Origin of the sequence: Rubrivivax gelatinosus IL144 (assembly GCF_000284255.1) — a bacterium.
GTDB classification, from domain to species: Bacteria; Pseudomonadota; Gammaproteobacteria; order Burkholderiales; family Burkholderiaceae_C; genus Rubrivivax; species Rubrivivax gelatinosus_A.
The window spans coordinates 4,937,096-4,956,203 of the sequence record NC_017075.1 but is presented as its reverse complement, the minus strand read 5'-3'; the positions used below and the strand labels follow the sequence as shown (position 1 = coordinate 4,956,203).

The window sequence follows — 19,108 nt, the reverse complement described above, 5'->3', positions numbered from 1 at the left end:
CGATGACCGTCGACCGCCTGATCCGCGTCTTCGCGGGCAGCTTCATCCTGATCTCGCTGGCGCTGGGCGCGCCGGCGAGCCCGTTGTTCGTCAGCCAGTGGTGGCTCGCCTTCACCGCCTTCGTCGGCCTGAACCTGTTCCAGTTCGGCTTCACCGAGGTCTGTCCGCTGGGCATCGTGCTCAGGAAGCTGGGCGTCCCCGTCACGAAAAGTGCTTGAGGTACGACAATGGGGCCACAAGACCCATCCGCCCCGTCCCCGGAGCCCTGCCCCATGAGCTCGCTCGTCGACACCACCAGCCGTACCGACATCCTGAACCGCCTGAAGCGGGCCGAGGGGCAGTTGCGGGGTATCCAGCGCATGATCGAAGAAGGCGAACCCTGCCTCGAGATCGCCGGCCAGATGTCGGCCGTGCGCAAGGCGCTGGACAGCACCTACGTGCGCATGACGGTGTGCTTCATGCAGCAGGAGCTGCAGCAGCGCCTGGAACTGTCCGACGCGCGCGAGGACGACCTCGCCGCCGTGCTGGCCGACGTGCAGAACCTGCTGTCCAAGGTGCGCTGAGCGCGCCGGCCGACACGCGCGCGGGCGCCCGCCGGCCCGCCTGAGATCCACCCCGACCCTGCCGACGCAGGGCCGACCGGCATGGCGCCGCCCGGCGCATGCCGGCGACAACCGGCATCGCCATGTCCCGTTCCGCCCCGCTGAAGTACCTCCACCCCGGCTGGTTCACCGTCGTGATGGGCTTGTGCGGCCTGTCGCTCGCCTGGTATCGCGCGGTGCCGCTGATGGGCGAGATGGCCGGCGCGATCGCACTCGCGCTCGGCGTGCTGGCAGCGCTGGTCTTCGCCGTGCTCGCCGTCGCCTTCGGGCTTCGGCTGTCGCGCCACCCCGAGGCCTGGCGCGAGGACCGCCGGCACCCTGTGCGCTACCCCTTCGTCGCCGCGATGCCGGTGGCGGTGATCCTGCTGGCGACGGTGGCCACGGCGCTGCTGGGGCCCGCGCGCTGGATCGAAGCCGTCTGGTGGCTGGGCTGCATGGTCCAGCTCGCGGTCACCGTCTGGGTGCTGCAGCACTGGTGGCACGACGCCCAGTCCGGCGGCCTGCAGTGGCCCGGCGTCACGCCGGCGATGCTGATCCCGGTGGTCGGCAACGTGCTGGCGCCCTTGGCCGGCGTGCCGCTGGGGCGCGTCGAATGGTCGGCGGCGCAGTTCGGCGTCGGCCTCGTGTTCTGGCCGGTGGTCATCGGCCTGCTGGCCACGCGTGTCGCGCTGCGCGGGCCCTGGCCGGAACGCTTCCGGCCGACGGCCTTCATCCTCGTCGCGCCGCCGGCGGTGGTCGGGCTGTCGGCGCTGCAGTTCGGCGCCTCGGCGCTGCTGGCCTGGATGTGCTGGGGCGCGGCGGCGTTCGCCGTCGTCTGGGCGGGCACGCAGGCGCGGCGCATCGCGGCGCTGCCCTTCGCGCTGCCGCACTGGGGGCTGTCGTTCCCGCTGGCGGCTTTTGCGGCGCTGACGCTGCGCCTGGCCGAGCCGGGCAGCGCGCTGGCCGGCTTCGCGCCGGTGGTGCTGGCGCTGGCCTCGCTGGTCATCGCCTGGCTGTCGCTGGCGACCTGGCGCGGCCTGCGCGACGGCTCGCTGCTGGCGCCCGAGCCGGTGGCGACGATCCAGCCGGCGGCGGCCTGAACCGCCGCCGGCCGGTCACGCTCAGTTGACGTTCACCGCGCTCCAGGCGGCGGCCACCGCGTTCACTTCGGCCGAGCCGGCGCCGTAGAGGTCGGCGGCGGCCGACAGCGTGGCGCTGCGGGCGGCGGCGTAGTTGGTGCTGGAGGTCATGTAGACCGTCAGTGCGCGGTACCAGATCTTCTCGGCCTTGCCGTGGCCGATGCCCGCGAGCGTGCCGGTGCCGTTGGCCACGCGCGTGTTCGACGCGCTGCAGGTGCGGCTGGGCTGGCCGGCGGTCGTGCCTTCGGCGAGCAGGTAGAAGAAGTGGTTGGCGACGCCCGAGCTGTAGTGCACGTCCAGCGAGGACAGGCCCGAGTACCAGCAGTCGGCCGAGGCACCGTCGCTGCTCGGCTGGATCATCGAGCGGATGAAGCCGGTGCCGTTCTTGAACAGCTTCTCGCCCATCAGGTAGTCGGGCGTGTCCTTGGCGTTGGCGGCGTAGAACTCGACCATCGTGCCGAAGATGTCGCTGGTGGCCTCGTTCAGGCCGCCGGACTCGCCGGAATAGACCAGGCCGGCGGTGCGCGAGGTCACGCCGTGCGACATCTCGTGGCCCGCGACGTCCAGCGACACGAGCGGGTAGATGCTGGAGTTGCCGTCGCCGAAGGTCATGCAGAAGCAGCTGTCGCTCCAGAACGCGTTGGCGTAGTTGCGCTTGTAGTGCACGCGGCTCTGCGCGCCGACGCCGTTGTCGGCGATGCCGTTGCGGCCGTGCACGTTCTGGAAGTAGTCCCAGGTCATCGCGACGCCGTACTGCGCGTCGACGGCCACCGTCGCGCGGTCGCTGGTCGTGCCGTTGCCCCAGACGTTGTCGCTGTCGCTCAGCGCCTTGCCGGTGCCGAAGCCGCGGTTGTTCATGTCGACAGTGTTCTGGCCCCCGCGCGTCGTGTCCTTGAGCACGTAGCTGCTGCCCGAGCTCTCGGTCGTCAGCGGCACGCTGCCCAGGAACAGCGAGTTGCCGGTGCCGGCGGCCGGCGCGGTCTGGATGTCGTCCCAGCTCTCGATGACCTGGGCGCTGGCGGCGTCGACGATGACGTGCAGCGCGCTGGGCGTGCCGTCCTCGCCTTCGCTGTCGAGCACCACGTCCCAGGCCAGCACCGGGCGGTCGCCGCGCGCGTGCACGACGAGCTCGGGCGCCTGGCGCAGTGCACCGCTGTGCGTCGCCAGCGCCGTGCGCAGCGCGTCGGCGGCACTGCGGCCGGGCTTGGTGCCCAGCGTCAGGGCGCGGCGCAGCGTCAGCGTGGCGTCGAGGAAAGCGCCGCTGCGGCTGCCGTGCACGACGACGTCGCCACCGATGACGCGCAGGCCACGGTAGCGGCGGTCCAGGCGCACGTGCTCGCGGCCGTCGGCGTCGATGACCATGTTGCGCACGGCCCAGGTCTGGCCGGCGCCGTGCAGCGTGCGGCCGGCATAGGCCTGCACGTGGGACAGCGCACGCGCGCTGGCGGCGCGGCTCTGGTCGGCACTCGGTGCGGCGCCTGCCGTCGTGGTGGCCAGGGCCGCGGCTGCGGCGAGGATCGAGAACGTGATGCGGACACGCCGCGAGGAAGTCTGGGTCACGGGGGTTTCGCTCCTGTCTTGATGTTGTCTTTGGTCACGCCACGCAAGGCGCGAGCCATCCTAGGAGCCGAATCCCGCGGGCCGGGCCGCGCATTCGTGGGGGTTAGGGGGCGTGGGATTCCCGATTGCCATCAGGCCGACATGAACACACCCACTCCCCCCGATCCGCGCCCGGACCCCGCAGCCGACCCGGGCGGTCAGCCTTCGCCCAAGGGCGCCGACGACGGCGTGCTGGAGTCGCTGGGCAAGGCCGTGAGCCGCCCGGTGACCGACGCCGCCGCGGCCGAAGACCCGGCGCTGCCGCAGCCGGGCGCACCCGAGCGCTGAACTCAGCGCGCCAGCGGCGTCACCGGCGCCGTCCCCGGCAGGTCGGCAATGTGGGCGTCGTCGCCCCAGGCCTCGATCGTCAGCGCGCCGTCGTGCCAGCGCAGCCGGTTCAGGCCGGTGTTCGGGATCAGGCAGGCGCGGGCGCCATCCAGCGCTTCGCCGCGGGCGTGGCGCCACAGCATGTCGAGCACGCCGCCGTGCGTGACGACGGCGACGCGGCCGCCCTCGTGCGCGGCGGCCAGGCGGGCGACGGCGCCGAGCACGCGCGTGCTGAAGTCGCGCACGCTCTCGCCGCCGGGCAAGGCGAAGTCGGCGCGGCGTTCGATCCAGCGCGCCCACAGATCGGCGTGTTCGACGCGGATCGTCGGCACGTCCAGGCCTTCGAGGATGCCGAAGCCTTGTTCGCGCAGCCCCGGTTCGGGGCGCGTGTCCAGCTTCCAGGCGCGGGCCAGCGGCTGGGCGGTCTGCATCGCGCGTACGAGGTCGCTGGCGTAGAGCGCGTCGACCGGCTCCGGGGCCAGCCGTTCGGCCAGGCGTTCGGCCTGCAGGCGGCCGGTGGCGTTGAGCGGGACGTCGATGCGGCCCTGGAAACGCTGCTGGCGGTTCCAGTCGGTCTCGCCGTGGCGGATGAAGAGGAATTCGGTCATCGCCGGCGAGTATGCCGCCGGCTCAAAGCAGTTCGATGAGCCGCCGGGCGGCGCGTTCGGGGCTCTGCTCGTGCAGCAGATGGCCGCCGGGCCAGGTCTGCACCTCGGCCTGCGGCAGGTGGCGCTGCAGCACGCGGCGCAGCGGTCGCTCGCGGATCCAGCCGTCCTCGCGGCCGAGCACGAAGGCCGCCGGGCAGGGCAGCGCGGCGCAGCCCGGCAGCAGCGAGGGCAGGTCGGCGGCGGCCATGAAGCTCATGGCGCCGCGCACGTGCGTCGGCTGCGCGAACAGCGTGCGATAGAGGCGGCGTTCGGCCTCGGGCAGCTTGCTGCCGGTGGAGTCGAGCAGCCAGTCGAGCATGCCGGTGGGGCCCACGGCCCAGGCCAGCATCGAGGTCACCGGCGCCGAGGTCGCGAACGGATGCACCAGCGGCGCCATCCACTGCATGTAATAAGCGGGCGGCGCCACCAGCGAAGGCGCGAAGCCCAACACCGCCTTCGGCGGCCGCGGCGCGTCCAGCGCCCAGCGCAGCGCCAGCGCGGCGCCGGCCGAATGTCCGGCGACCAGTGCCGGGCGCGGCAGCTCCAGCGCCAGCAGCAGCGAGGCGATGGCTTCGCGCAGCCGCGGCAGCGTCAGCGCGTCGAAGCGGGCGCCGGTCGTGAAGCCGTGGCCCGGCAGGTCGGGTGCGACGACGGTGCCGTGCGCCACCAGGTGCGGCAGCATGCCGGCGAACGAGTGCGAGGAGCCGCCCGAGCCGTGCAGCAGCAGGATCACCGGGCCGCGGCCGGCGACCTGCACGTGCCAGTCGACTTCGCCGGTGCGCACCGAGCGGCTGAACTCACGCAGCGGCCAGTCGGCGGGGGGCAGGCTCATCGCGGAGCGCAAGCAAGACAGGGCATGGCGGCCGAGCATAGCCGCCCGCCGCGGCACCCCGCTTCACCGGGCGCAAGCCGTGCGGCTGGGCGGCAATGGGCGCAAAACGCATAAGGATCGGCGATTTCATTCGTTCTTCGCTTGCTTCCTCGTTCCTAGCATGGACTGCATCCCCGACCGAACGGATCCTGCATGAACATCACCCGATTCCCTTGGCGCGCCACGCTGGCCGCCGCCACGCTGGCCGTCGCCGCTGCCGGCGCCTGGGCCAAGGACGTGACGCTGCTGAACGTCTCCTACGACCCGACGCGCGAGCTCTACCAGGACTTCAACAAGGCCTTCGCCGCCCACTGGAAGGCCAAGACCGGCGACAACGTGACGATCAAGCAGTCGCACGGCGGCTCGGGCAAGCAGGCGCGTTCGGTCATCGACGGCCTGGACGCCGACGTCGTGACGCTGGCGCTGGCCTACGACATCGACGAGATCGCGGAAAAGGCCAAGCTGCTGGCGCCCGACTGGCAGAAGCGCCTGAAGCACAACAGCGCGCCCTACACCTCGACCATCGTGTTCCTGGTGCGCAAGGGCAACCCGAAGGGCATCAAGGACTGGGACGACCTGATCAAGCCCGGCATCTCGGTCATCACGCCGAACCCCAAGACCTCCGGCGGCGCACGCTGGAACTATCTCGCCGCCTGGGGCTACGCGCAGAAGAAGTACGGCTCCGAAGCCAAGGCCAAGGAGTTCGTCGGCAAGATCCTGGCGAACGTGCCGGTGCTCGACAGCGGCGCGCGCGGCGCGACGACGACCTTCGTCGAACGCGGCGTCGGCGACGTGCTGCTGGCCTGGGAGAACGAGGCGCTGCTGGCGCTGAAGGAGCTGGGCCCGGACAAGTTCGACATCGTCGCGCCCTCGCTGTCCATCCTGGCCGAGCCGCCGGTGGCCGTGGTCGACAAGGTCGTCGACCGCAAGGGCACACGCGCCGTCGCCCAGGCCTACCTGGAGTACCTGTACTCGCCCGAAGGCCAGGACATCGCCGGGCAGAACTACTACCGCCCGATCGATCCGAAGGCGGCGGCGAAGTACGAAAAGCAGTTCCCCAAGGTCACGCTGTTCACGATCGACCAGGTGTTCGGCGGCTGGGCCAAGGCGCAGCAGACGCACTTCGCCGACGGCGGCACCTTCGACCAGATCTACGTGCGCAAGTGACCCCCGCGGGCCGGCGCCCGCATCCGCGGGGACAGACGCCGCTCGCATAACGATCCTCGAAACGCTTCGTAGGCGGCCGTCATGTGCTGCCTACGATGCGTTCAGCTTCGTATTTCGCCCCTTCCCATGAGCAAACCGATGAAGCGCGTGCGCACGGCACGGCGCGTGGAGGCCTGATGCCGTTCTCACGCGCGCTGCTGCGCCGCCACACCGTCCTGCCCGGCTTCGACCTCGCGTTCGGCTTCGCGCTGCTGTACGTGTGCCTGCTGGTGCTGGTGCCGCTGTCGGCCGCCTTCCTGAAGACGGCGACGCTGAGTTGGGACGCCTTCGTCGCCGCGACGATGTCGCCGCGTGTCGTCGCCTCCTACCGGCTGACCTTCGGCGCCTCGCTCGCGGCGGCGCTGGTCAACGCCGTGTTCGGCCTGCTCGTCGCCTGGGTGCTGGTGCGCTACCGCTTCCCGGGCCGGCGCCTGGTCGACGCGCTCGTGGACCTGCCGTTCGCGCTGCCGACCGCGGTGGCCGGCATCGCGCTGACCGCGATCTATGCCCAGAACGGCGCCATCGGCCAGTGGCTGCCGTTCAAGGTGGCGTTCACGCCGGTCGGCGTCTTCGTCGCGCTGGTCTTCATCGGCCTGCCCTTCGTCGTGCGCACCGTGCAGCCGGTGCTGGAAGACGTGAACCGCGAGTTCGAGGAAGCCGCCGCGACGCTGGGCGCGACGCGCTGGCAGACGGTGACACAGGTGGTGCTGCCGATCGTCATGCCGGCGCTCTTGACCGGCTTCGCGCTCGCCTTCGCGCGTGCGCTGGGCGAGTACGGCTCGGTGATCTTCATCGCCGGCAACATGCCGATGGTCAGCGAGATCACGCCGCTGATCATCATCACCAAGCTCGAGCAGTACGACTACGCCGGCGCCACCGCGGTGGCGGTGGTGATGCTGACGGTGTCCTTCGTGCTGCTGCTGGTCATCAACGCGCTGCAGGCCTGGGCGCGTAAACGCCAGGGGGGCGTGTGAATACGACGACCACTCGGCTGCGTGGCGGCTGGCGCGCCGTCGTGCGGCGCAAGACCGAATCCTGGCCGACGGCGGCACCCGCGGTCGAACGCCGCCTGGGCGCCACCGAGGAGCCGGCCTGGGTGCGCCGGCTGCTGATCGGCACCGCGCTGGTGTTCCTGACGCTGTTCCTCTTCGTGCCGCTGGCCACCGTCTTCCACGAGGCGCTGAAGAAAGGCTGGGCGGTCTACCTGGCGGCCATCGTCGAGCCCGACGCGCTGTCGGCGGTCAAGCTGACGCTGCTGGCGGCGGTGATCAGCGTGCCGCTGAACCTCGTGTTCGGCATCGCCGCGGCCTGGTGCATCGCCAAGTTCGACTTCCGCGGCAAGAACCTGCTGCTGACGCTGATCGACCTGCCGTTCTCGGTGAGCCCGGTGATCGCCGGCCTGATCTACGTGCTCGTCTTCGGCATGCAGGGCTGGTTCGGCGAGTGGCTGCGCGACCATGACCTGAAGATCATCTTCGCCGTGCCCGGCATCGTGCTGGCCACCGTCTTCGTCACCTTCCCCTTCGTCGCGCGCGAGCTGATCCCGCTGATGCAGGCCCAAGGCGTCGAGCAGGAGGAGGCGGCGCGTGTGCTCGGCGCCGGCGGCTGGCAGATCTTCCGCCGCGTGACGCTGCCCAACGTGAAGTGGGCGCTGCTGTACGGCGTGATCCTCTGCAACGCGCGCGCGATGGGCGAGTTCGGCGCCGTCAGCGTCGTCAGCGGCCACATCCGCGGCGAGACCAACACGATGCCGCTGCACATCGAGATCCTCTACAACGAATACCAGTTCGCCGCCGCTTTCGCGGTCGCGTCGCTGCTCGCGGCGCTGGCGCTGGTCACGCTGGTGCTGAAGTACGCCGTCGAGCAGCGCGTGAAGGCGACGATGAAGGGAGCTGCCGGTGAGCATTGAAGTCCGCAACCTGAAGAAGCGTTTCGGCAGCACGGTCGTCTGCGACGACCTCAACCTCGACATCCCGTCCGGCGAACTGGTCGCGCTGCTGGGCCCCTCGGGCTCGGGCAAGACGACGCTGCTGCGCATCATCGCCGGGCTCGAAGTGCCTGATTCGGGCAGCGTGCACTTCCACGGCGAGGACGCGACGAACACCGACGTGCGCGAGCGCAACGTCGGCTTCGTCTTCCAGCACTACGCGCTGTTCGGCCACATGACGATCTTCGAGAACGTCGCCTTCGGCCTGCGCGTGCGCCCCAAACACCGGCGCCCCGACGACGCGACGATCCGGCGCAAGGTGACCGAGCTGCTGGAGCTGGTGCAGCTGGGCCCGCTGCTCGACCGCTATCCGCACCAGCTCTCCGGCGGCCAGCGCCAGCGCGTGGCGCTGGCGCGTGCGCTGGCCGTCGAGCCCAAGGTGCTGCTGCTCGACGAGCCCTTCGGCGCGCTCGACGCCAAGGTGCGCAAGGAGCTGCGCCGCTGGCTGCGCCGGCTGCACGACGAGGTGCATGTCACCAGCGTCTTCGTCACCCACGACCAGGAAGAGGCGATGGAAGTCGCCGACCGCGTCGTCGTGATGAACGCCGGCCGCATCGAGCAGGAAGGCGCTCCGGACCAGGTCTACGACCATCCGGCGACGCCTTTCGTGCTGCAGTTCCTGGGCGACGTGAACCTGTTCCGCGGCCGCTTCGGCGTGCCCGACGGCGAGACCGGCTACGTGCGCCCGCACGAGCTGGACATCCTGGGCGACGCCGCGCCCGACGCGCTGCCGGCGACGCTGGCGCACACGCTGACGGTGGGCGCGCACACGCGGCTGGAGTTCCGCCGTGGCGACGACGGCGGCTTCGTCGACGTCGAGATGCTGCGCGCCGACTACGTCGCGCTGCGCGAGCGCCTGGGGCTGGCCGTCGGCGGCCACTACCACCTGCGGCCGCGGCGCGTGACGCGCTTCGTGGCGGGCAGCGTTTAGGCGGCGCGGCTCAGCTCGCGGCGCCGACGAGCGCCGCACCCAGCGGCGAGCCGAGCACCGCCAGCGCCGCCACGTTGAGCATCACCGTCGCCCAGAACACGCGGCGGAAGGCCGGCTTGCTCGACTTGTGGCGCAGCCACTGCTGCGCCAGCAGCGCGCCCGGCCAGCCACCGAGCAGCGCCAGCGCGTGCAGCGTGCTCTCCGGCGTGCGCCAGGCGCCGCGTTCGGCGGCCGACTTGTCCAGCGCGTAGGCCACGACGCTGACCAAGCTGGCCGCGAGGTACAGCCCGCCGACCCACCGGGGCAGTCCCCAGAGCACCGAGAGGCCCAGGTACAGCAGCAGGAAGGCGGGGATCGTGAACAGCGTCGCGGTGCCCCAAGGCGCCGGGCGCGCGCGGGGCGCCCGCGGCGGCGTGCGCCGCTGCGCGAGGGGCTGGACCTTGCACGCGCGCTTGCCCTTGGGCCCGAGTTCGATCTCGAACGACACCGCCTGGCCGAGCCGCGGCCGCGGCTCGCCCTTGGGCCATGCCGAGACGTGCATGAAGATCGGCTCGCCGCCCTGGGTCGACTCGATCGTGCCGAAGCCACGCTCGTCGTTCCAGCGGGTGAGCCTGCCGGCTAAGCGCATCGGGACGTCGAGCGGCTGTCCCGCAGCGGGGACGCCTTAGCGCAGAGCGATCGAGACCGACCGGGCCTGCTTCGCGTAGACCTCGGCCGAGGCGAACGCCGGGTCGGCCTGGCCCACCCTCTGCACGACCACTTGGAGCTTGACGTCGCAGCGCGCCACCGCGCCACGCGGATAAGTGCTCGAGAAGCTGAGTCCATCGATCGCCTTGCCCAGATCCAGCGAATAAGACACGCCGGACGTGTCGCTGGCGAGACTGCCGGACACCACGCCCAGTCCGGGTGAGCCACTGCCCTTGTTGCCGTTGACGTCGGTGCAATCGATGCTGGCGTAATGCGACGAGCCCACCTCCGCCGCGCTCAAGCGGATGGGCAGCGTGCGCTGCGTGATGGGCAGCGTCGTTCGCGACGCGGGACTCAAGATGTCGAATGGCGCCGGCAACTCCACCGTCGAGACCTCGGTCGTGGTGCCGCGAACGAACTCGAAGCGCAATGGCGTGACGCCCGACGACGGATCGATCTTGGACACATAAGGCTTTGCCCCGGTGATCAGCGTGATCAGGGCGTCGCCGAGGAGCGTCGTGATGTCTCCTCCCGGGATATGGAAGCCTTGGCTTCCCTTGGGCGTGACCAGCCGCAGGCTGTCGCCGCCGTCGATCTCGACATTGAAGCGCAGGTCGCTGCCGGTGCTGAAACCAGCCTGCGCTTGCACGCTGGAGCCATCGCCGACGACGGCGAAATACGCGCGGAGTTCGTTCGTTTTCAGCGAACTGGAGGGTTTGCATCCCGTCGCACAAACGAGGTGATCCGCTTCGCCGTTGTCGTCCACGACCCCGCCGCCGCACGCCGCGAGGGCGCCGACGAGCGCCACGCCGGCCACGGCGCGTGCAGGCCTTGCGGCCAGCCATTCGAGTTTCCCCGCCATTCGCATCTCTCCCTGAGTGCTTTTTTCGATGTCATTCGATCGTATCGTGCCGGTCCTGCGCGGCCGCACGAACACGAGTGTTCGTCCCCGGAATTGGGGTCGTGTTGGCGGTCCGATCGCATTCGACACTCAGGAAATCGAAGAAGAACGTCCTCAATTCGATCGAATTCGGCCTGATGCATTGTGTTGCGCCGATCGCGAACGAGATGACGGCGGCCGGGCCATCACGCCCGCTCCGGCGGCGGGCCGGCCTTCGGAATGCCCTTGATCAGGGCTCGACCACCACCCCCACCGGCGCCGCCAGCGCCCGGTCGACCAGCTCCCGGTCCAGCGGCGCCGCGAAGGTGCGGATGAAGTCGTAGACGTAGTCGCGCAGGTATGCGCCGCGGCGCAGGCCGACGTGCGTCATGTTGGTGGCGAAGAGATGGCGCGCGTCGATGGCGCGCAGGCCGGGGTCGCGCTGCTCGTCGTAGGCCATCGAGGCGATGATGCCCACGCCCATGCCCAGCTCGACGTAGGTCTTGATGACGTCGGCGTCCATCGCCGACAGCACCAGCTCCAGCGCCAGGCCTTTCTGGCTGAAGGCCTCGTCGATCTGGCTGCGGCCGGTGTAGCCGGGTTCGTAGGTGATCAGCGGGAAGGCGGCCAGGCGCTCCAGCGTCAGCGGCGCGCCGCGTTCGGCGTCCCGCGCCAGCTCGTGGCCCGCCGGCACGATCACCGAGTGCGTCCAGCGGTAGCAGGGCAGCGCCACCAGCTCGGGGTAGTGGGCGATCAGCGCGGTGGCCACGCCGAGGTCGGCCTCGCCTTCGAGCAGCAGCTCGGCCACCTGCTTGGGCGAGCCCTGGTGCAGGCGCAGCTGCACGTTGGGATGCGTGGCGCGGAAGTCGCGCACCGCGGTGGGCAGCGCGTAGCGCGCCTGCGAGTGCGTCGCGGCGATGACCAGCGTGCCCTTGCCCTGCCCGGCGTAGTCGTCGCCGGCGCGCTTCAGGTTGTCGGCTTCCTGCAGCAGGCGCTCGACGATCGGCAGGATGGTCGCGCCCGGTGCGGTCAGCCCGGTCAGGCGCTTGCCGGCGCGCACGAAGATCTCGACGCCGAGCTCGGTCTCCAGCTCGCGGATCTGGCGGCTGACGCCGGGCTGCGAGGTGTGCAGCACCTGCGCGACCTCGGTGAGGTTGAAGCCCCGGCGCACCGTTTCGCGCACCGATCGCAGCTGCTGGAAGTTCACGCCCGCCTCCTCGATAGGACGCGGCCATTATTCGCGCCACCGTCGCGGCGCGCGTCCCTTCAACTGCGGGCGGTCGAGCCCTGGTCGAACACCGCCACCGCCTCCGACAGCGCCACCGCCTGCTGGCGCAGGCTGGCGGCCGCGGCGGCGGTCTCTTCGACCAGCGCGGCGTTCTGCTGCGTCGAGCGGTCCAGTTCGTTGACGGCCTCGTTGACCTGGCCGATGCCTTCGCTCTGCTCGCGTGCCGCGGCGCTGATCTCGGCCAGCAGGTCGCCGACGCGGTGCACCTGCTGCACCAGGCGCTCCATCGCCTCGCCGGTGTCGCCGGCCTGACGGTTGCCGGCCTCGACACGCTCCTGCGACTCGGCGATCAGGCGCTTGATCTCGCGTGCCGCCTCGGCCGAACGTTTGGCCAGCGCGCGCACCTCGGCGGCGACGACCGCGAAGCCGCGGCCCTGTTCGCCGGCGCGTGCGGCTTCCACCGCGGCGTTCAGCGCCAGCAGGTTGGTCTGGAAGGCGATGCCGTCGATGACGCCGACGATCTCGCCGATGCGCGCCGAGCTGCCGCTGATCTCGGTCATCGTCGCCACCATCTGGCCGACGGCCTGGCCGCCGTGGGCGGCGGCGGCGGTGGCTTCCTCGGCCAGGTCGTGTGCGGCGGCGGCGCTGTCGGCCGTCTGGCGCACGTTGCCGGTCATCTGCTGCATCGACGCCGCGGCCTGCTGCAGGCTGGCGGCGGTCTGCTCGGTGCGCTGCGACAGGTCCAGGTTGCCGGCGGCGATCTCGCGGCTGGCGTTGCCCAGGCCGTCGACCTGGTTGGCGACGTCGTCGATCAGCGAGCGCAGGTTCAGGCCGGACTGGTTCACCGAGCGCAGCAGCATGCCGACGTCGTCGGCGCGGTCCAGCAGCTGCGTGCTGCCCGGCTGGCCGGTCGCCACCTTCAGCGACTGCTCGGCGGCCACGCGGATCGGCTGCGTGACCTGCTGGCGCAGCCAGAGCCCGGCGGCGAGTGCGCCGGCGGCCGCAGCCGCCGCCACGGCCCCGATCACCGGCGTCGGAGCGCCGACGGCGGCTGCGGCGGCAACAGCCGGCAGCGCCGCCACCAGCACGCCCAGCCGCACGCGCCAGGCCAGCGACATGCGCTGTCGGATCGACAGCAGCGCGCCGATGCCGGTGCGCACCAGCAGCCCGCATTCGATCGCCAGACCCTTGGCGCGGCCCTCGCGGATCTCCTTGTAGAGCGCTTCGGCGCCCTGGATCTCCTCGGGCGTGGGCCGCGTGCGCACCGACAGGTGGCCGACGATGCGGCCGTCGCGCACGATGGGCGCGACGTTGGCGCGCACCCAGTAGTGGTCGCCGTTCTTGCGGCGGTTCTTGACGATGCCGGTCCAGGCCTGGCCGGCCTTCAGCGTCGTCCACATGTCGGCGAAGGCCGCCGGTGGCACGTCGGGGTGGCGCACGATGTTGTGCGCTTTGCCGACGAGTTCCTCGCGGCTGTAGCCGGAGATCGCCACGAAGGCCGCGTTGGCATAGGTGATCTTGCCGCGCGGGTCGGTCATCGACATCAGCGTCGTTCCGTCGGGGAACGGGTGTTCACGCTGCGTCACAGGCAGGTTCTGGCGCATGTTGGCTTCTTGTTGTCGAGGCGTTGACGGGATGCCTTGTGTCCGCCTGCGTCGGGCCAACACTGTCCCGGTGCTATCGACGCCGAACCTTGCCAGCTTGAGCTTGTGTTTTTATGGGTTTGTTCTAGCGCAAATTCATACCGTTCTCATTCCACAGGCTGGGATGGATGTAAACCGAATCCAACGGCAGCCGGCGACCCGCCAGATGGTCTTCGACGCACTGCAGCGCCAGCGGGCTGCGCAGCCGCGCCGCCTGGGCGCGGATCTCTTCGGGCCGCAGCCACAGGGTGCGCACGATGCCGGCGTCCAAGCGGCGGCCCGGCAGCGGCTCGCCGACACGGCCGGTGTAGGCGATGCGCAGATAGGTGCGGTCGTCGCCGGGCCGTGGCGTGAAGCGCGACAGGTACAGCCCCAGCAGCGCCTCGGGCGTGAAGGCGCGGGCGGTCTCTTCCAGCGCCTCGCGCACCACGGCTTGCTGCGGTGACTCGCCGCACTCCAGGTGCCCGGCCGGGTTGTTCAGGCGCAGGCCGTCGGCCGTCTCTTCCTCGACGAGCAGGTAGCGGCCCTCGTGTTCGACGACGGCGGCGACGGTGACGAAGGGGGTCCAGCGGGTGCTCGGCATCGCCGGATCGTAGCGGCGAGTTGTGGTAGCTTCCGACGCCCCCGGGCGCCGGCACCAGGCGCCCGCGGCGGCAATTTCAGCAACGTAGGTTAGGAGATCCCCATGCTGATCGGTGTGCCGCTGGAGACGGCGCAGGGCGAGACGCGTGTCGCCGTCACCCCGGAGACGGCGAAGAAACTGAAGGCGCAGGGCCACACCGTGAAGGTGCAGAGCGGCGCGGGCGTGGCGGCGAGTGCGCCGGACGAGGCCTACGCGGCCGTCGGCGCGGAGATCTGCGACCGTGCCACCGCGTTCGGCTGCGAGCTGGTGCTCAAGGTGCGCAGCCCGGATGCCGAGGAGCTCGCGCTGATGAAGCCCGGCACGGCGCTGGTCGGCATGTTGAACCCGTTCGACAAGCCCGGCCTGCAGGCGCTGGCCTCTGCCGGTTTGACCGCCTTCGCGCTCGAAGCCGCGCCGCGCACGACGCGGGCGCAAAGCATGGACGTGCTGTCCAGCCAGGCCAACATCGGCGGCTACAAGGCCGTGATGATGGCCGCGGACAAGTACCAGCGCCTGTTCCCGATGCTGATGACCGCCGCCGGCACGATCAAGGCCGCGCGTGTCGTCATCCTGGGTGTCGGCGTCGCTGGCCTGCAGGCCATCGCCACGGCCAAGCGCCTGGGCGCGGTCATCGAGGCCTCGGACGTTCGTCCCAGCGTCAAGGAACAGGTCGAGTCGCTGGGCGCCAAGTTCATCGAGGTGCCTTACGAGACGGCCGAAGAGAAGGAAGCCGCCGAAGGCGTCGGCGGCTATGCCCGCCCGATGCCGCAGAGCTGGCTGGACCGCCAGAAGGTCGAAGTCGCCAAGCGCGTCGCGCAGGCCGACATCGTCATCTCGACGGCGCTGATCCCGGGCCGTGCCGCGCCGGTGCTCGTCACCGAGGACATGGTCAAGGCCATGAAGCCGGGCTCGGTCATCGTCGACATGGCCGCCGGCCGTGGCGCCGATGGCGTGGGCGGCAACTGCCCGCTGACCGAAGCCGGCCAGACGGTGAAGAAGCACGGCGTGACCATCATCGGCGAGACCAATCTGCCGGCGCTGGTGGCCGCGGACAGCTCCAGCCTGTACGCGCGCAACGTGCTCGATTTCCTCAAGCTCGTCGTCACCAAGGAAGGTGCGCTGCACGTGCCTGCCGACGACGACATCGTGCTCGCCTGCCTGATGGCGCAGGGCGGCGAACTGAAGAAGAACTGAAGGAGGCGGCGATGGAAATCGTGAGCCATACCGTCACGAACCTGATCATTTTCGTGCTGGCGATCTACGTGGGTTACCACGTGGTGTGGAACGTGACGCCGGCGCTGCACACGCCGCTGATGGCGGTGACGAACGCGATCTCGGCGATCGTGATCGTGGGCGCGATGCTGGCGGCGGCGCTGACCGAGACCGACCTGGGCAAGACCATGGGCGTGCTGGCCGTGGCGCTGTGCGCGGTCAACGTCTTCGGCGGCTTCCTGGTCACCCGGCGAATGCTGGAGATGTTCAAGAAGAAGGACCGCAAGCCGGCGGAGGCCAAGAAGTGAGCCTGAATCTCGTCACGCTGCTCTACCTCGTCGCGAGCATCTGCTTCATCCAGGCGCTGAAAGGCCTGTCGCACCCGACCACCTCAATCCGCGGCAACGTCTTCGGCATGGTCGGCATGACCATCGCCGTGCTGACCACCGCCGCGCTCATCGTCAAGCTCGCCGGCTCGCCGCTGGGCCTGGGCTGGGTGCTGCTGGGTCTGGTCATCGGCGGCGGCGCCGGCTCGCTGATGGCCAACCGCGTCGAGATGACCAAGATGCCCGAGCTGGTGGCCTTCATGCACAGCATGATCGGCCTGGCCGCGGTGTTCATCGCCGTCGCGGTGGTCGCCGAGCCCTGGGCCTTCGGCATCATCAACCGCGGCGAGCCGATTCCGGTCGGCAACCGCATCGAGCTGTTCCTGGGCGCGGCCATCGGCGCGATCACCTTCAGCGGTTCGGTCATCGCCTTCGGCAAGCTCAGCGGCAAGTACAAGTTCCGCCTGTTCCAGGGCGCGCCGGTCACCTTCAGCGGCCAGCACATGCTCAACCTGGTGCTGGGGCTGTCGACCGTCGGCCTGGGCCTGGCCTTCGCGGCCACCGAGAGCTGGCCGGCGTTCTTCGCGATGCTGGCGCTGGCCTTCGTGCTGGGCGTGCTGATCATCATCCCGATCGGCGGCGCCGACATGCCGGTCGTGGTGTCGATGCTCAACAGCTACTCGGGCTGGGCGGCCGCAGGCATCGGCTTCAGCCTGAACAACAGCATGCTGATCATCGCCGGCTCGCTGGTGGGCAGCTCGGGGGCGATCCTCAGCTACATCATGTGCAAGGCGATGAACCGCTCGTTCTTCAACGTCATCCTGGGCGGCTTCGGCGGCGAAGGCACGACGGCGGCGGCGGGCGGCCAGGCGCAGCGCAGCGTCAAGAGCGGCAGCGCCGACGACGCGGCCTTCATCCTTGGCAACGCCGAGACGGTGATCATCGTCCCGGGCTACGGCCTGGCCGTCGCCCGTGCCCAGCATGCGGTGAAAGAACTCGCGGCCAAGCTCACCGAGAAGGGCGTGACGGTGAAGTACGCCATCCACCCGGTGGCCGGGCGCATGCCGGGGCACATGAACGTGCTGCTGGCCGAGGCCGAGGTGCCCTACGACCAGGTCTTCGAGATGGAAGACATCAACGCCGAGTTCGGCCAGGCCGACGTGGCGATCATCCTGGGCGCCAACGATGTCGTGAACCCGGCCGCGCATGTGAAGGGCAGCCCGATCTACGGCATGCCGATCCTGGAGGCCTACAAGGCCAAGACGGTGATCGTGAACAAGCGCTCGATGGCCTCGGGCTACGCCGGCCTGGACAACGAGCTGTTCTACATGGACAAGACCATGATGGTCTTCGGCGACGCCAAGAAGGTCGTCGAGGAGATGGTCAAGGCCGTCGAGTGACGGTCGCACCGCGCCGGCCCCGCCCCGCGGCCGGCGCGTGCAGCACCCCCCGGGGCAGGCGTGCCTGCTCGGAATCCCGGATAACGCGGACGTAAGGCAGCCGACAGAATCCCGCGTTCCACGGAGAAGAGGTGCATGGAGAAGATCTGGCTGAAGCAGTACCCGGCGGGCGTGCCTGCCGAAGTGAGCGTCGAGCTGTACCCCTCGCTCGTCGCCCTGCTGGAGGAGAGCTTCGGCAAGTATCGCGAGCTGCCGGCCTACAAGTTCATGGGCCGCACCGTGAGCTTCCGCGAGGTCGACGAGGTCTCGCGGGCCTTCGCCGCCTACCTGCAGTCGCTGGGCCTGGCGCGCGGCGACCGCGTGGCGATCATGATGCCCAACGTGCCGCAGTACCCGGTGGCCGTCGCGGCCATCCTGCGGGCCGGTTACGTCATCGTCAACGTCAACCCGCTGTACACGCCGCGTGAGCTGGAGCACCAGCTCAAGGACTCCGGCGCCAAGGCCATCATCATCCTCGAGACCTTCGCCGCGACGCTGCAGAAGGTCTACGACGCGGTGCCGACGAAGAAGGTGATCGTCGCCGCGATGGGCGACATGCTCGGCCTGCTGAAGGGCGCGATCGTCAATCACGTCGTGCGCAAGGTGAAGAAGATGGTGCCGGCCTGGGACATCCCGGGCGCGGTGCGCTTCCCTGATGCCGTCGCGCGCGGCCGAAACAAGCCGCTAGCGCCGACCAAGGTCGGCCCCGACGACATCGCCGTGCTGCAGTACACCGGCGGCACCACCGGCGTCAGCAAGGGCGCGATCCTGCTGCACCGCAACCTGGTCGCCAACGTGCTGCAGTCCGAGGCCTGGTACCAGCCGGCGCTGAAGAAGATCCCGGCTGGCGAGCAGATCGTCACCGTCTGCGCGCTGCCGCTCTATCACATCTTCGGCTTCACGGCGAACATGATGCTGTCGATGCGCATGGGCGGGTGCAACATCCTGATCCCCAACGCGCGCGACTTCCCGTCCACGCTCAAGGAGCTGTCCAAGCACCGCTTCCACAGCTTCCCGGCGGTCAACACGCTGTTCAACGCGCTGGCCAACCACCCGGACTTCGGCACCGTCGACTGGAGCCACCTGAAGATCAGCGTCGGCGGTGGCATGGCGGTGCAGCACGCCACCGCCAAGCTCTGGCTGGAGAAGACCGGCTGCCCGATCTGCGAAGGCTACGGCCTGTCGGAGACCAGCCCGTCGGCGACCTGCAACCCGGTCGACACCGATGCCTACAGCGGCGCCATCGGCCTGCCGCTGCCGTCCACCGACGTCTGCCTGCTCGACGACGAAGGCCGCGAAGTCCCGCCCGGCGTCGCCGGCGAGATCGCGATCAAGGGCCCGCAGGTGATGGCCGGCTACTGGCAGCGCCCCGACGAGACCGCCAAGGTGATGACTGTCGACGGCTTCTTCCGCACCGGCGACGTCGGCCTGGTCGACGAACGCGGCTACTTCCGCATCGTCGACCGCAAGAAGGACATGATCCTGGTCTCGGGCTTCAACGTCTACCCGAACGAGGTCGAGGACGTCATCACGCAGATGCCCGGCGTGCTCGAATGCGCCGCCGTCGGCGTGCCCGACGCCAAGGCCGGCGAGGCAGTCAAGGTGGTCATCGTCAAGAAGGACCCGGCGGTCAGCGAAGCCGACGTGCGCGCCTTCTGCGAAGCCAACCTGACGGGCTACAAGCGGCCGAAGATCGTCGAGTTCCGCAGCGACCTGCCCAAGACCCCGGTCGGCAAGATCCTGCGGCGCGAGCTGCGCACCTGAGGCCGCGGGCGCCGGCCTG

Annotated in this window: 20 protein-coding genes; 12 read left to right on the top strand and 8 right to left on the bottom strand. The window is 70.0% G+C overall.

Annotation, left to right across the window (positions count from 1 at the left end):
• The first annotated feature begins 2 nt into the window (after positions 1 to 2).
• The 3 genes from RGE_RS22585 (at position 3) to RGE_RS22575 (ending at position 1,681) form a co-directional block, all read left to right on the top strand.
• On the top strand, positions 3 to 218 hold the full coding sequence (locus RGE_RS22585; RefSeq protein WP_014430811.1) for a YgaP family membrane protein: 216 nt from the start codon (positions 3 to 5) through the stop codon (positions 216 to 218).
• Positions 219 to 272: 54 nt separating this feature from the next.
• Entirely contained in the window at positions 273 to 563 is a 291-nt protein-coding gene (locus RGE_RS22580; protein ID WP_014430810.1) for a metal-sensing transcriptional repressor, read from the top strand.
• Positions 564 to 685: 122 nt separating this feature from the next.
• Positions 686 to 1,681 carry an SLAC1 anion channel family protein gene (locus tag RGE_RS22575; protein ID WP_014430809.1) on the top strand — a complete coding sequence of 332 codons (996 nt, stop codon included), beginning with the start codon at positions 686 to 688 and terminating at the stop codon, positions 1,679 to 1,681.
• 21 nt (positions 1,682 to 1,702) lie between these two features.
• Here RGE_RS22575 and RGE_RS22570 read toward each other — a convergent pair whose 3' ends face one another.
• A complete protein-coding gene (locus RGE_RS22570) occupies positions 1,703 to 3,280 on the bottom strand; it encodes a M4 family metallopeptidase (protein WP_014430808.1) in 1,578 nt (525 codons plus the stop codon).
• A gap of 141 nt (positions 3,281 to 3,421) precedes the next feature.
• On the opposite strand from RGE_RS22570, the gene RGE_RS24220 reads away from it, so the two are divergent.
• Entirely contained in the window at positions 3,422 to 3,607 is a 186-nt protein-coding gene (locus tag RGE_RS24220) for a hypothetical protein (RefSeq protein WP_014430807.1), read from the top strand.
• A 2-nt stretch (positions 3,608 to 3,609) separates the two neighbouring features.
• Here the strand turns inward: RGE_RS24220 and RGE_RS22565 are convergent, their stop codons facing one another.
• Together RGE_RS22565 and bchO are read right to left on the bottom strand one after the other, a co-directional pair.
• Positions 3,610 to 4,254, bottom strand: coding sequence for a histidine phosphatase family protein (locus RGE_RS22565; protein WP_014430806.1), 645 nt, complete (start codon positions 4,252 to 4,254; stop codon positions 3,610 to 3,612).
• A gap of 22 nt (positions 4,255 to 4,276) precedes the next feature.
• Complete coding sequence (gene bchO, locus RGE_RS22560) at positions 4,277 to 5,125, bottom strand: alpha/beta fold hydrolase BchO (protein WP_014430805.1); 849 nt, start codon at positions 5,123 to 5,125, stop codon at positions 4,277 to 4,279.
• A 192-nt stretch (positions 5,126 to 5,317) separates the two neighbouring features.
• On the opposite strand from bchO, the gene RGE_RS22555 reads away from it, so the two are divergent.
• The 4 genes from RGE_RS22555 to RGE_RS22540 all read left to right on the top strand — a co-directional run bounded on the left by RGE_RS22555 (position 5,318) and on the right by RGE_RS22540 (position 9,288).
• A complete protein-coding gene (locus RGE_RS22555) occupies positions 5,318 to 6,331 on the top strand; it encodes a sulfate ABC transporter substrate-binding protein (protein ID WP_014430804.1) in 1,014 nt (337 codons plus the stop codon).
• Between the two features lie 176 nt (positions 6,332 to 6,507).
• Entirely contained in the window at positions 6,508 to 7,344 is an 837-nt protein-coding gene (cysT, locus tag RGE_RS22550; protein WP_014430803.1) for a sulfate ABC transporter permease subunit CysT, read from the top strand.
• A 41-nt stretch (positions 7,345 to 7,385) separates the two neighbouring features.
• Entirely contained in the window at positions 7,386 to 8,279 is an 894-nt protein-coding gene (cysW, locus tag RGE_RS22545; protein WP_232505040.1) for a sulfate ABC transporter permease subunit CysW, read from the top strand.
• A complete protein-coding gene (locus tag RGE_RS22540; protein ID WP_014430801.1) occupies positions 8,269 to 9,288 on the top strand; it encodes a sulfate/molybdate ABC transporter ATP-binding protein in 1,020 nt (339 codons plus the stop codon). The genes cysW and RGE_RS22540 overlap by 11 nt, the downstream gene beginning before the upstream one ends.
• A 10-nt stretch (positions 9,289 to 9,298) precedes the next feature.
• Here RGE_RS22540 and RGE_RS22535 read toward each other — a convergent pair whose 3' ends face one another.
• The 5 genes from RGE_RS22535 to RGE_RS22515 form a co-directional block, all read right to left on the bottom strand.
• On the bottom strand, positions 9,299 to 9,916 hold the full coding sequence (locus tag RGE_RS22535) for a DUF1294 domain-containing protein (RefSeq protein ID WP_014430800.1): 618 nt from the start codon (positions 9,914 to 9,916) through the stop codon (positions 9,299 to 9,301).
• A gap of 36 nt (positions 9,917 to 9,952) precedes the next feature.
• Entirely contained in the window at positions 9,953 to 10,837 is an 885-nt protein-coding gene (locus tag RGE_RS22530) for a hypothetical protein (RefSeq protein WP_148280258.1), read from the bottom strand.
• Between the two features lie 268 nt (positions 10,838 to 11,105).
• Positions 11,106 to 12,062 carry a CysB family HTH-type transcriptional regulator gene (locus RGE_RS22525; protein ID WP_014430798.1) on the bottom strand — a complete coding sequence of 319 codons (957 nt, stop codon included), beginning with the start codon at positions 12,060 to 12,062 and terminating at the stop codon, positions 11,106 to 11,108.
• 59 nt (positions 12,063 to 12,121) lie between these two features.
• Positions 12,122 to 13,687 (bottom strand): methyl-accepting chemotaxis protein, encoded by a 1,566-nt coding sequence (locus tag RGE_RS22520; RefSeq protein ID WP_014430797.1) that lies wholly within the window; start codon positions 13,685 to 13,687, stop codon positions 12,122 to 12,124.
• 124 nt (positions 13,688 to 13,811) lie between these two features.
• A complete protein-coding gene (locus RGE_RS22515; RefSeq protein WP_014430796.1) occupies positions 13,812 to 14,309 on the bottom strand; it encodes an NUDIX hydrolase in 498 nt (165 codons plus the stop codon).
• Positions 14,310 to 14,411: 102 nt separating this feature from the next.
• Here RGE_RS22515 and RGE_RS22510 point away from each other — a divergent pair, with 102 nt between their 5' ends.
• From RGE_RS22510 to RGE_RS22495, 4 genes are all read left to right on the top strand, one after another.
• Positions 14,412 to 15,542, top strand: coding sequence for a Re/Si-specific NAD(P)(+) transhydrogenase subunit alpha (locus RGE_RS22510; protein WP_014430795.1), 1,131 nt, complete (start codon positions 14,412 to 14,414; stop codon positions 15,540 to 15,542).
• 11 nt (positions 15,543 to 15,553) lie between these two features.
• Positions 15,554 to 15,868 (top strand): NAD(P) transhydrogenase subunit alpha, encoded by a 315-nt coding sequence (locus RGE_RS22505; RefSeq protein ID WP_014430794.1) that lies wholly within the window; start codon positions 15,554 to 15,556, stop codon positions 15,866 to 15,868.
• A complete protein-coding gene (locus tag RGE_RS22500) occupies positions 15,865 to 17,286 on the top strand; it encodes an NAD(P)(+) transhydrogenase (Re/Si-specific) subunit beta (RefSeq protein WP_014430793.1) in 1,422 nt (473 codons plus the stop codon). Before RGE_RS22505 ends, RGE_RS22500 begins: the two co-directional genes overlap by 4 nt.
• Positions 17,287 to 17,421: 135 nt before the next feature.
• A complete protein-coding gene (locus RGE_RS22495; RefSeq protein ID WP_014430792.1) occupies positions 17,422 to 19,089 on the top strand; it encodes a long-chain-fatty-acid--CoA ligase in 1,668 nt (555 codons plus the stop codon).
• The last annotated feature ends 19 nt before the right edge of the window (positions 19,090 to 19,108 follow it).